This is a genomic window from Stenotrophomonas sp. 86428_Sma (assembly GCF_056481585.1).
Map to the genome: position 1 here is coordinate 2,140,521 of NZ_CM151156.1, position 12,353 is coordinate 2,152,873.

10 protein-coding genes are annotated in these 12,353 nt (G+C 66.2%); 9 read left to right on the forward strand and 1 reads right to left on the reverse strand.

All coding sequences use genetic code 11. The features are described 5' to 3' along the window. Positions 1-77: 77 nt before the first annotated feature. The 9 genes from ACZK3J_RS09930 (at position 78) to cueR (ending at position 11,980) form a co-directional block, all read left to right on the forward strand. A complete protein-coding gene (locus ACZK3J_RS09930) occupies positions 78-1,667 on the forward strand; it encodes a calcineurin-like phosphoesterase C-terminal domain-containing protein (protein ID WP_049462014.1) in 1,590 nt (529 codons plus the stop codon). Positions 1,668-1,702: 35 nt separating this feature from the next. After that, positions 1,703-1,987: a hypothetical protein gene (locus ACZK3J_RS09935; RefSeq protein ID WP_005409434.1), complete on the forward strand. Its 285-nt coding sequence runs from the start codon at positions 1,703-1,705 to the stop codon at positions 1,985-1,987. 84 nt (positions 1,988-2,071) lie between these two features. Further along, positions 2,072-3,094 carry a glucokinase gene (locus ACZK3J_RS09940; RefSeq protein ID WP_197655936.1) on the forward strand — a complete coding sequence of 341 codons (1,023 nt, stop codon included), beginning with the start codon at positions 2,072-2,074 and terminating at the stop codon, positions 3,092-3,094. Between the two features lie 51 nt (positions 3,095-3,145). Beyond that, on the forward strand, positions 3,146-4,144 hold the full coding sequence (locus ACZK3J_RS09945; RefSeq protein ID WP_197655935.1) for a glycosylasparaginase: 999 nt from the start codon (positions 3,146-3,148) through the stop codon (positions 4,142-4,144). After that, a complete protein-coding gene (locus ACZK3J_RS09950; protein WP_197655934.1) occupies positions 4,141-4,872 on the forward strand; it encodes a copper homeostasis protein CutC in 732 nt (243 codons plus the stop codon). The genes ACZK3J_RS09945 and ACZK3J_RS09950 overlap by 4 nt, the downstream gene beginning before the upstream one ends. A 213-nt stretch (positions 4,873-5,085) precedes the next feature. Next, a complete protein-coding gene (locus tag ACZK3J_RS09955) occupies positions 5,086-5,643 on the forward strand; it encodes a hypothetical protein (protein ID WP_049398561.1) in 558 nt (185 codons plus the stop codon). Positions 5,644-5,925: 282 nt separating this feature from the next. Continuing rightward, entirely contained in the window at positions 5,926-8,883 is a 2,958-nt protein-coding gene (locus ACZK3J_RS09960; protein ID WP_197655933.1) for a TonB-dependent receptor plug domain-containing protein, read from the forward strand. 128 nt (positions 8,884-9,011) lie between these two features. Then, on the forward strand, positions 9,012-11,513 hold the full coding sequence (locus tag ACZK3J_RS09965; protein WP_197655932.1) for a heavy metal translocating P-type ATPase: 2,502 nt from the start codon (positions 9,012-9,014) through the stop codon (positions 11,511-11,513). 11 nt (positions 11,514-11,524) lie between these two features. Next, complete coding sequence (gene cueR, locus ACZK3J_RS09970; protein ID WP_032129957.1) at positions 11,525-11,980, forward strand: Cu(I)-responsive transcriptional regulator; 456 nt, start codon at positions 11,525-11,527, stop codon at positions 11,978-11,980. An 80-nt stretch (positions 11,981-12,060) separates the two neighbouring features. Here cueR and ACZK3J_RS09975 read toward each other — a convergent pair whose 3' ends face one another. Then, on the reverse strand, positions 12,061-12,255 hold the full coding sequence (locus ACZK3J_RS09975; protein ID WP_021204511.1) for a heavy-metal-associated domain-containing protein: 195 nt from the start codon (positions 12,253-12,255) through the stop codon (positions 12,061-12,063). Positions 12,256-12,353 lie beyond the last annotated feature (98 nt).

Consider the following 12,353-nt stretch of genomic DNA (forward strand, 5'->3'; position numbering starts at 1 on the left):
TACCGGCATGCGTCATCGCGTGCGCGATGTCATCAACGGAATCTACAATAGGCGGTCTTTCTTTACCCGGACCGCCCATGAAACTGCCTGCCGCCTGGCTGTGCTGCCTGTTGCTGACCTCGCCGGCCTGGGCCGCGGACACCGTGGTCACCGGCAAGGTCTATCTGGAGCGCGACGGCAAACCCGGCCGCGGTGCGACCGATCCGGGCCTGGCCGGGGTGCAGGTCTCCAACGGCGAGGCCATCGTCAAGACCGCCGCCGACGGCAGCTACAGCCTGCCAGTGCGCGACGGCCAGACCGTGTTCGTGATCAAGCCCGATGCGTATTCGTTCCCGAAGGCGGCCGATGGCCTGCCTTCGTTCTGGCGCCACTACCGCCCGAACGGTTCACCGGCACTGAAGTACGGTGGCATCGCCGCGACCAGCGACGTCACCCGCAACTGGGATTTCGCCCTGCAGTCGGATCGCCATGACAGCCGCCGTGGTTTCCAGATGCTGGTGTTCACCGATTCGCAGACCGCCAGCCTGAAGGACATCGGCTACTACCAGCAGTCGATCGTGGCGCCGCTGGTTGGCCAGACCAGGGCGCGCATGGGCACCACCCTGGGTGACATCGTCAACGACGACCTGACCCTGTACCCGGCGATCAACAAGGTCACCACCGAGCTCGGTGTGCCGTGGTTCCACGTGCCGGGCAACCACGATCTCGACTTCGATGCGGCCAGCGACGAACACTCGCTGGACAGCTGGCGCAACATCTACGGCCCGGACACCTACGCGGTGGAAGAGGGTGGCGCCAGCTTCGTGTTCCTCGACGACGTGGTCTACGACCCCAAGGCCAAGCCGAAATACATCGGCGGCCTGCGCGAAGACCAGTTCGCTTTCCTCGCCAGCTACCTGAAGGGCCTGCACAAGGACCGCCTGCTGGTGCTGGGCATGCACATCCCGCTGTTCGACGCGGCGCCGGGGCGCGAGACCTTCCGCCACGCCGACCGCCAGCGCCTGTTCGACCTGCTCAAGGACTTCCGCAACGTGCTGGTGCTCAGCGGCCACAGCCACACCCAGCAGCACGTCTACCACGGCAAGGCCGAGGGCTGGAACGGCGACAAGCCGCTGCACGAATACAACGTCGGTGCCAACTGCGGTGCGTTCTGGTCCGGCGTGAAGAATGCCGCTGGCGTGCCGGACAGCACCATGAGCGACGGCACGCCGAAGGGCTATGCCCTGCTCGATGTGGCCGGCAACGGCAGCTACAAGCTGCAGTACCGCGTGGCTGGCCAGCCGGCCAGCGAGCAGATCGGCCTGCATGCACCCAAGGTACTGCGCCAGGGCGCCTATCCGGCGTGGGGTGTCTACGCCAACGTCTACATGGGTGAGGACGCCAGCGTGGTCGAGTACCGCGTCGATGGCGGCGCCTGGCAGCCGATGAAGCAGGTCAGCCAGCCCGATCCGCGCCTGATGGTGGAGAACGTGGCCGATGATCTGGCCAACAGCCTGCGCGGCTACGACCGTTCGCCGGAGGCCACTGCGTCGCCGCACCTGTGGCGGGGCGCGCTGCCGACCGACCTGGCAACAGGCAGCCACAAGGTCGAAGTACGCTCCACCCAGCCTGATGGTGCAGTGTTCACCGCCACCACCAGCTACAGCCTGCAGACTGCCCAGCCCTGACACCGCGCACCAGCGCTCCAGCGAAAGGACCCCGCATGGATATCCGCTTCATGGCCGGCACCACGCCGGTGACGCTAAGCCGCCACTGGTTCACCGGCGCGATGCTGCTGCAGAGCGCCACCGAGAAGGTCTGGGTGCAGCACCCGCTGCATCCGGGCACCCACTTCTCGTTCTCGCTGGTACAGTCGTGGCTGCGTCACATCGCCGGCCACGAAGTGCTGGTCGAGCGCACCCGGCCGCTGTTGTTCGCCGGCTTCCGCCCGCAGCGCCTGCGCGTGCTGGTGGATGGTGTGCAGGTGGCCGAACAGGAAGGCATGTAGGCCAACCTGAACCATCGGCGCGCTAGGCAAAGCCGCCCCGATGCCTGAGAATCGGGGCGATTCAATCGATCCAAGCAGGCCAGCGTGACCATCGCAGCAGCGTCCCCGGTTTCCTCCGACTCCGCCCGCGGCGGTCTTCCGCGCCATCTGGTCGTTGCCGATGTCGGCGGCACCTTCGCCCGCCTGGCCTTGGCTGAGACCCAACCCGGCCACGCGCCGCGGCTGGGCAGTCATCGCACCTATGCCTGCGCCGAGCACCCCAGCCTGGCCGCGATCCTGGCCGATTTCACCGAAGGCCTTGGTCAGCCGGTGCAGACCGCGGTTGTGGCCATCGCCGGCCTGCTCGATGGCGATGTGCTGATCAACTCGAACCTGCCGTGGACGGTCTCGCTGTCGACCACGCGCGAACAGTCCGGCCTGCGCGAACTGCAGCTGATCAATGATTTCGAAGCGGTGGCGCTGGCCATCCCGTACCTGCAGCCGGAAACCCTGGTGCCGCTGAACGGCGACGCCGATCCAGCCCAGGCCTTCCCGGCGCTGGTGCTGGGTGCCGGTACCGGCCTGGGTGCCGCGCTGCGTTTCGCCGATGGCGAGCGCCCGGTGCTGGCCAGCGAGATCGGCCATGCCGCGCTCGGCGCCGGCAACGCGCTGGAACTGCAGGTGCTGGGCAAGTTGCTGCAGCGCTGGGCGCACGTGGACAACGAGCGAGTGCTGTCCGGCAGCGGCCTGATGAACCTGTATCCGTGCCTGTGCGAACTGCGCGGTGTCACCCCGGTGTGGAGCAGCACCGAGGCGCTGATCGGTGCCGCCCGCAGCGGTGAGGACGCGCTGGCGGTGGAGACGCTGCATGTCTTCTGTGCCTGGCTGGGCAGCCTGGCCGGCGACGCGGCGATCGCCGTCGGCGCGCGCTCGGTGTATCTGGCCGGGGGCATTTCCGCGCATGTGCAGGATTTCCTGGCAGATGGCCGCTTCCGTGAGCGATTCCTCAACAAGGGTGTGCTGACCGAAGTGCTGCGCCAGGTACCGGTGTGGAGGGTGGAGCACGGCCAGCTGGGTGTGCTCGGTGCAGCGGTCTGGCACGCCGCACGGCAGCCCACGCACGACTGATCGGCAGGGCCGGCATCGGGCCGGCCATGCATTGCAGACTGGGAGGGGAAGATGGTGGATCGCAGGCAGTTCCTGCAGGCCGGTGCACTGGCCGCAGGCATGGCGGCATTGCCGGGCGTGCAGGCGCGCACGCAGGGTGGTGCCAGGGTGGTTTCGACCTGGGACTTCGGCGTGCCGGCCAACCAGGCTGCATGGCAGGTGCTGGCGCAGGGTGGCAGCGCACTGGATGCAGTCGAAGCCGGTGCACGCTGGGCCGAGAGCGAGCTGTGCAACCCCACCGTTGGCCATTGCGGCAATCCGGATCGCGATGGCGTGCTGAGCCTGGATGCGAGCATCATGGACGGCGATGGCCGTTGCGGTGCAGTGGCTGCGCTGGTCGACATCCTGCATCCGGTGTCGGTGGCGCGCAAAGTGATGGAGAACAGCCCGCACGTGCTGCTGGTGGGCGAGGGCGCGCAGCAGTTCGCGGTGCAGCAGGGTTTCGAGCGCAAGCACCTGCTGACGCCGCAGGCTGAAGCCGCCTGGCACGAGTGGCTGAAGACCGAGAAGTACCAGCCGCAGATCAATGCCGAGCGCCGCGGTATTCCCGGCAACAGCGACAACCACGACACCATCGGCATGCTGGCACTGGATGCCAAGGGCCACCTGGCCGGTGCCTGCACCACCAGCGGCATGGCCTGGAAACTGCATGGCCGCGTCGGCGACAGCCCGATCATCGGTGCCGGCCTGTATGTCGACAACGACGTGGGCGCGGCCACTGCCTCGGGCGTGGGTGAGGAGATGATCCGCAATGCCGCCTCGTTCCTGGTGGTCGAGCTGATGCGCCAGGGACGTTCTCCCGCGCAGGCCTGCCGCGAAGCGATCGACCGTGTGGTGCGCAAGCGCCCGGAAGCGAGCAAGACACTGCAGGTCTGCTTCCTGGCCATGAACAAGCAGGGCGAGGTCGGCGCTTACGCGCTGCATCGCGGCTTTGTCTACGCGGTCTGCGATGGGCAGCGCCAGGATGACCTGCGCGACTCGCCATCGATCTACACGAGCACCCAGACGTGAGCACGCGGCTCACCCTGGAGATCGCCAGCAATTCGCTGGCATCGGCGCTGGCCGCGCAGGCCGGCGGTGCCGACCGCATCGAGCTGTTCGACAACCTGGCCGAAGGCGGCACCACACCGTCGTTCGCCAGCATTGCGATTGCCCGCGAACGCCTGTCGATTCCGCTGTTCGTGCTGGTGCGGCCGCGCCCGGGCGACTTCCACTACGACGGGCTGGAAGCCGAACTGATGCTGCGTGACATCGCGCAGTGCCGCGCACTGGGCTGCGATGGCGTGGTGATCGGCGCGCTGGATGTACAGGGCAACGTCGATCTGACGCTGTGCCGTGAACTGGTGCAGGCTGCCGGGCCGCTGCAGGTGACCTTCCATCGCGCCTTTGATGCCGCCCGTGATCTGCCTGCGGCGCTGGAGCAGGTGATCGGGCTGGGTTGCCAACGGGTGCTGACCTCAGGCGGCCAGGTCAGCGCCGAGGCGGGTGCCGATGTGCTGGCAGGCCTCGTTACCCAGGCAGCGGGCCGCATTACGGTGATGGCCGGCGCCGGATTGGCCCCGGGCAACATCGCAACCGTCGCACGGCAGACCGGCTGTACCGAACTGCACGCCTCGGCCAAGGGCCTGCGGCGCTCGGCCATGCAGTTCCAGAACCAGGCTTTGCGAGGGCTGGACCCGGACTGGAGCCAGACCGCCACCGCCACCGTAGCTTCGCTGCGGCAGGCGCTGGACGGTTGAACGCCGCCGGGGTCGGATCCCTTCGCAGAAGGGCTCCGACCCCACTGTTCGCGATGGATTGGGCGCTGGATCAGATGACGCTTCAGGCACATGTGATTGCCGGGGTCGAAGCGGCAAGTCACGGAAAGTAAACGTCATCTGCGTCTGCATATGGCGGAGCACGGTATCAGTCCGGACAGTGTGGCCGACCATCCTTCGACCGCGAGCGCCCAGATGTTTCAACTGCTTCCGCTGCTCTCCTGTTTGCTTGCGCTCAGTGCGAGTGGCGCCGAAGAGGTTTCGGCATCCGTGTGGCAGTGGCACGAAGCCAATGGCGAGGAAGGTCGAGAGATCCTGCCTATGCCCGGCGTGAAACTGGCGCCAGCCGCTCGGGGCGCATTCGTCGACAGGCGCATGCATGAAGTTGGGGGAAAGCGCTTTCGCGCGCTGTATCAGGTATTCGATTCAAACGCCGATAATCCGATGGGCCGTTGTGGCGCGGGGCGCGAGATCGAACTCTACGTCTACGAATTGATCCCGCCCAAGCCTGTCGAGCGGGGCAGGATACTGATCAGTAGTTGCCTTGAGACCGTGTCCCTGGCCAGCCAGAACTCGGGAAGTCCCGAAAGTGAGTCCGACTTTTCCTCGGTGGTCTGGCAGCACGACGGGTTCACCATCACGTGGTGGGGTGCCGGGTCCGACGGAAAGGGCTCAAGCCACTATGCACTCCGCAATGGCCGTTTTGTCCCGGCTCAATCGGACGAGAGAAGCCGCTGGGGGCGGACAAAATAGTTCCGCGCACGATTGTCGCGATCGTGTCATTGACGTGTGCGCCGTCTTCTCAGCGATGTTTCGCAACCCTTTTATTGTTCTGGATACCTGCAGCCGATAACGGCATTACGCCACGTGTTGCTGCGTCGCCGCATGCCCGGCGCGGTTCAGCTGTGCTTTAGTTTGGATCGATCCACAGGGGAGGGCGCCGTATCGGTCTTGAACCGATCCAGGTGCCCGGATCAGCCGTAGTGCCGCGCCACCACCCGTCCGTGCGTCCACACTTTCGAAGAGCAACCACCCATGGCTCAGATCGTCCGCAAGCGTCGTCACCTGCTGTCCCAGGCCCTGGTCCTGGCCCTGTTGCCCCTGGCGGCCAGCGCGCAGGAGGCCGCCAACTCGTCCACCAAGGATCTCGACGCGGTCACCGTCACCGGTTCGCGCATCAAGCGCGCCAGCGTCGAAGGTCCGGCGCCGGTCAACGTGATCACTGCCGCACAGATCCAGAAGGAAGGCTTCGTCAGCGTGTACGACGCGCTGAAGACACTCACTGAAGCCACCGGCACCGTCGAGGCGGCCTCGCAGTGGGGCTCGCATACGCCCAATGCCAGCGGCCTGAACCTGCGCGGGATGGGCCCGAACCGCTCGCTGCTGCTGGTCAACGGCCGCCGCGTGGCCGACTACCCGCTGCCCTACGGTGGCGAAACCAACTTCTCCAACTACGGCAACATTCCCGCTGCCGCAGTCGAGCGCATCGAAGTACTGACCGGTGGCGCCTCGGCCATCTATGGCTCGGATGCGATCGCCGGCGTGGTCAACGTCATCCTGAAGACCAACTATGACGGCGACGAAGTACGCGTGCGCGGTGGTACCTCCACCGAAGGCGGCCGCGATACCTGGGATCTGTCCTGGGCCGGCGGCAGGACCGGCGACAACTGGAGCGTGACCTACGCGCTGCAGTACACCAAGCGCGATCCGCTGTTCGGACGTGACCGTCCGCAGATGGACGATGCCGACGATGCGCCGTACCCGTCCTGGAACATGGAACAACGCAAGGTCGGCTTCCGTCCCACCGCCGGCCTGGCGCTGATCGATCCCACCACCGGCCAGCGCCTGGCGCCGCCCACCGGCACCTGCGAGAAGTTCGATGGCGAGTACTACACCGCCGATCGCCTGGTCTACAACTACGCCGCCAACACCATCAGCAACACCGGCCGCCTGTGCGGCATGAGCGCCGACTACGCCAACTGGCTGCTCACCGGTGGTGCCGAGAACGTGTCCGGCAACCTGTATGCCACCTTCGATTTCAGCAACGACCTGCAGGCCTGGACCAACCTGGCGGTATACCGTTCCGAAGCGATCTGGGGCACCAATCCGCCCGGCGTGTCGCTGATCGACGATGACAACGGCTACTACTGGGACGCCAACCGCAACCGCCCGATCCTCGGCGTGCGCCAGTTCACCCCGAACGAGGTGGGCGGCCTGGATACGCTGCGCAACACCAACCGCGAACTGTCCTGGGACTGGAGTGCGGGCCTGCGTGGTCGCCTGGCCGATCGCTTCGACTGGAGTGCCACGGTGGGGCGTTCCTACTACCGCGTTGAAGAGCGGCAGAACGTGGTCGACAAGCAGAAGTCGTACGACTATTTCCTAGGCTCGAAGCTGGGCACTACCGCCGACGGCGAGGCGATCTATGCGTTGAACGAATCGCGCTGGTGGAACCCGCTGACGCCGGACCAGTACTGGCAGATGGGCACCGTGGCGAAGAACCGTGCGTCCTCATGGGTCAATCAGGCTTCGGCGGACATCACCGGCGAGCTGTTCCAGGGCTGGGCCGGCCCGATCTCGTTCGCGGCGGTGGCCGAAGTCGCGCAGCAGGGCTATCACCTCAGTCCGGATCCGCGCGCCGGCATCGACTTCGACCTGCAGAACGTCGATCGCGGTGGCGGCGAGCGCACGCGCTATTCGGCCGGCGTCGAGTTCAAGATTCCGCTGCTGGAAAGCGTGACCGCCACTGCGGCCGCGCGCTATGACCGCTATGGCAGCTACAAGGCTGACAACAGCGGCGAAGCGCTGGACATCGGCAGCCAGAAGGAGACCACCTGGAATGTCGGCCTGGAATGGCGCCCGGTGGAGTCGCTGCTGGTGCGTGGCTCCTATGCCACCAGCTTCCATGCGCCCGACATGCACTACCTGCTGGGCCAGCCGAGCAGCTCCGAAGTGCAGACCTATGACCGCCTGCGCTGCATCCAGAGCGGCGCGTACCTGGTCAACAACTGTGGCGTGGGCAATACCGATGTCTGGTACACGTTCGATGTGAACCGGCGTGGCACGCCGCTGCTGCGCTCGGAGACCGGTGATTCGTGGACGGTCGGTTTCGTCTGGGACGTGATGCCCAATCTCTCGGTCAGTGCCGACTACTGGGCAATCAAGCTGGAAGACATGATCGTCGACGTTGGCGCCGACGAGGTGCTGGCCAGCGAAGCGGGCTGCCTGACCGGCAAGAACATGGACGGTACGCCGTGGGCCAATCCGGCCGGTGGCGAGTATTGCGCTGGCATCCTGGCCCGCGTGAACCGTGACAGCAACGGCCGCTTGGTATCGATCGAGCGCGGCCCGTTCAACCTGGCCAGCCGCGAAGTGCGCGGCATCGACCTGACCGCGCGCTATCGCCTGGAAACCGCGCAGTGGGGCAGCTTCCAGCTCGGCCTGAACTACACCAACCAGATCTCGACCAAGGAGCAGCGCTACGCCAACGATCCGAACCCGGAGCGTCGTGACCGCGACCTGCGCAGCAAGCTGCGCGCGAGCCTTGCCTGGCAGCGTGGCAACTGGAATGCCAACGTCTATGCCGATCGCATCGGTTCGGTGCCGGGCGTGCGCTACCACTGGGGCACCGATCGCCTGAACAATCCTGGCGGCTGCCTGCCGTTCGCCGATGGTTACGTGCCCAGCGACAGCCCGTCGCTCAACTGCCTGGAGCCGGCCACGCGTCCGGACGGCTCGCCGAATCCGAATCCCAATGCCGGCCAGCAGACGGCGCGCTACTACGGGCGGGTCGGGCCGTTCATCACCTGGAACTTCAACGTGGGCTACCAGGTGACCGAGCACGCCAAGGTCAATGTCTACGTCAACAACGCGTTCAACTCGGCCAGCTGGAACCACAAGGACCCGTACAAGCTGGACTACGATTTCGCTCCGACCCGCCTGCTCGGCGCGGTTGGCCGCGAGTTCGCGCTGGAATACGTGTTCACCTTCTGAGGTGGATTGCGGGCGGTACGCCGGGCATGGCCCGGCGCTACCGGCTGGACGGGGTGGCTGGATTTGACCTTCCCACGATGGCAAGGTTTAGCCTGTCCGCATCCAGAAGGAACCCCGGGAATCCGATCATGAGCACGCCCCGCGCCACTGCAGTCCCCGCAAGCCCGTCCACCATCAGCCTGCCCATCGAGGGCATGACCTGCGCCAGCTGCGTCGGCCGTGTCGAAGCGGCGCTGTCCAAGGTCGAGGGCGTCGGCAGTGTTTCGGTCAATCTGGCCACCGAGCGCGCGGATATCCGCGCGTCCGGTCCGGTCGATCACGCCGCGCTGATCCAGGCGGTGGAGCGGGTGGGCTATGACGTGCCGGCCGGCACCACCGAACTGGCGGTCGAAGGCATGACCTGCGCTTCCTGCGTGGGCCGTGTCGAACGCGCGCTGTTGGCCGTGCCCGGCGTCAGCCAGGCCAGCGTCAACCTGGCCACCGAGCGCGCCACGGTGCGTGGCATGGCGGACGTGGCTGCGCTGGTCGCCGCGATCGACAAGGTCGGTTATGCCGCCCATGCCATCGAAGCGGGCGTTCAGTCCGATGACGAAGCGGCGGAAAAGAAGGATGCCGAGCGCGCCGAACTGAAACGCGACCTGATCGTGGCCACCGCACTTGCACTTCCGGTGTTCGTGCTGGAAATGGGGTCGCACCTGATTCCCGGCATGCACGAATGGGTGATGGCCACCCTCGGCATGCAGACCAGCTGGTACCTGCAGTTCGTACTGACCCTGCTGGTGCTGGCCATTCCCGGCCGCCGTTTCTACCAGAAGGGTTTCCCGGCACTGCTGCGGCTGGCGCCGGACATGAACTCGCTGGTGGCGGTGGGTACCGCCGCAGCGTTCGGTTACTCGGTGGTGGCAACCTTTGCACCGCGGTTGCTGCCGCCGGGCACGGTGAACGTCTACTACGAAGCAGCGGCGGTGATCGTCGCGCTGATCCTGCTCGGCCGCTTCCTTGAGGCGCGCGCGAAGGGCCGTACCTCGGAGGCGATCAAGCGCCTGGTCAACCTGCAGGCCAAGGTCGCGCATGTGATCCGTGACGGCCGCACGATCGAGATCCCGGTCAACGAGGTTCTGAGCGGCGATGTGGTGGAAGTGCGCCCGGGCGAGCGCGTGCCGGTCGATGGCGAGGTGATCGAGGGGCGCAGCTACATCGACGAGTCGATGATCAGTGGCGAACCGATTCCGGTCGAGAAGCAGCCGGGCAGCAGCGTGGTCGGCGGCACGGTCAACCAGAAAGGTGCATTGACCGTGCGTGCCACGGCGGTGGGCGCGCAGACCATGCTGGCGCAGATCATCCGCATGGTCGAACAGGCACAGGGCTCGAAGCTGCCGATCCAGGCGGTGGTCGACAAGGTCACCCTGTGGTTCGTGCCGGCGGTGATGCTGGCCGCACTGGCGACCTTCGCGGTCTGGTTGATCTTCGGCCCATCGCCGGCGCTGAGCTTCGCGCTGGTCAATGCGGTGGCGGTGCTGATCATCGCCTGCCCGTGTGCAATGGGCCTGGCCACGCCGACGTCGATCATGGTCGGAACCGGTCGTGGCGCCGAGATGGGCGTGCTGTTCCGCAAGGGTGAAGCGCTGCAGTTGCTGAAGGACGCGCAGGTGGTGGCGGTGGACAAGACCGGCACGCTGACCGAAGGTCGCCCGCGCCTGACCGACCTGGAGATCGCCGACGGCTTCGATCGCGCCACGGTACTGGCCGCGGTGGCTACCGTGGAGTCACGTTCGGAGCATCCGATCGCCCGTGCCATTGTCGATGCAGCCACCGAGCAGGGCCTCGCATTGCCGGCCATGGTCGACTTCGAATCGGTCACCGGTATGGGTGTACGCGCCAGCGTGGAGGGTGCGCGTGTGGAGGTCGGTGCTGATCGCTTCATGCGCGACCTGCGCGTGGACATCACTGCATTTGCGGCGCTGGCGGCTGAACTCGGCGCGCAGGGAAAGTCGCCGTTGTACGCTGCCATCGATGGACGCCTGGCAGCGATCATCGCAGTATCCGATCCGATCAAGCCGAGCACGCCGGCCGCGATCGCGGCGCTGCATCAGCTTGGCCTGAAGGTGGCGATGATCACCGGTGACAATGCCGGCACCGCGCAGGCGATCGCACGCCAGCTCGGTATCGATGAAGTCGTGGCCGAGGTGCTGCCGGAAGGCAAGGTCGAAGCGGTGCGCCGTTTGAAGGCCACCCATGGCCATGTCGCCTTCGTTGGTGACGGCATCAACGATGCGCCGGCACTGGCCGAAGCCGATGTCGGCCTGGCCATCGGCACCGGCACCGATATCGCGGTGGAGTCGGCCGATGTGGTGCTGATGTCGGGCAACCTGCAGGGCGTGCCGAATGCCATCGCGCTGTCGAAGGCAACGCTGGGCAACATCCGGCAGAACCTGTTCTGGGCCTTCGCCTACAACACCGCGTTGATTCCGGTAGCGGCCGGCGTGCTGTATCCGGTCTGGGGCGTGCTGCTGTCGCCGGTGTTCGCCGCCGGTGCGATGGCACTGTCCAGCGTGTTCGTGCTGGGCAACGCACTGCGCCTGCGCCGCTTCCAGCCGCCGATGGCGGATGCCCCCGCTGCGAGCCACTGAAGGAGAACCGCATGAACATCGGTGAAGCCGCCAAGGCGTCCAGCGTTTCGGCGAAGATGATCCGCTACTACGAACAGATCGGCCTGATTCCTGCGGCCGATCGCACCGAGTCCGGCTACCGGGCATATTCGCAGGCGGACATCCACCGCCTGCGCTTCATTCGGCGGGCGCGCGATCTTGGCTTCCAGGTGGCCGAGATCACCGATCTGCTCGGCCTGTGGAACGACACCTCGCGGCACAGTGCCGACGTCAAGCATCTTGCCGAACAGCACATCGCCGACCTGGAGCAGCGTATCGAAAGCATGCGGCAGATGGCCGACACGCTGAAGTCGTTGATCAGCTGCTGTGCGGGCGATGAGCGCCCGGAATGCCCGATCCTGCAGCGGCTGGGCGAAGACGAAGAGACCCTGGCACCGCCGGAGACCGCGAAGACCGGTGCAGTACGGCGCCGCACGCACAAGCACTGACCTGGCGTTGCATGCATGAAAAAACCCGCCCGGTGCAGCTGCACCGGGCGGGTTTTTCGTTGCAGGCGCAGGCTAGGGGATCAGGCCGTGCGCGGCGGGAAGCCTGCATCGGTCAGCGCCGCCACGATCTGCGCTTCGCTGGCCGAGGTCTGCACCTGCACGCGACGGCTGGCCGGATCTGCCTGCACGCTGGCCTGCGGATCGACCAGCTCGATTGCCTTGGTCACGCTGCGTGCGCAGCCGCCGCAGGTCATGCCTTCCACGTGGAATTCCATCTGTAGCTCCTTCGGTGCTCTTGGGGTGGCGCCAGTGTGCACCTTCCAACATTGGCAGGGTCAAGCGCAGGGCTGAACCGAAGACAAAGCACCAATGA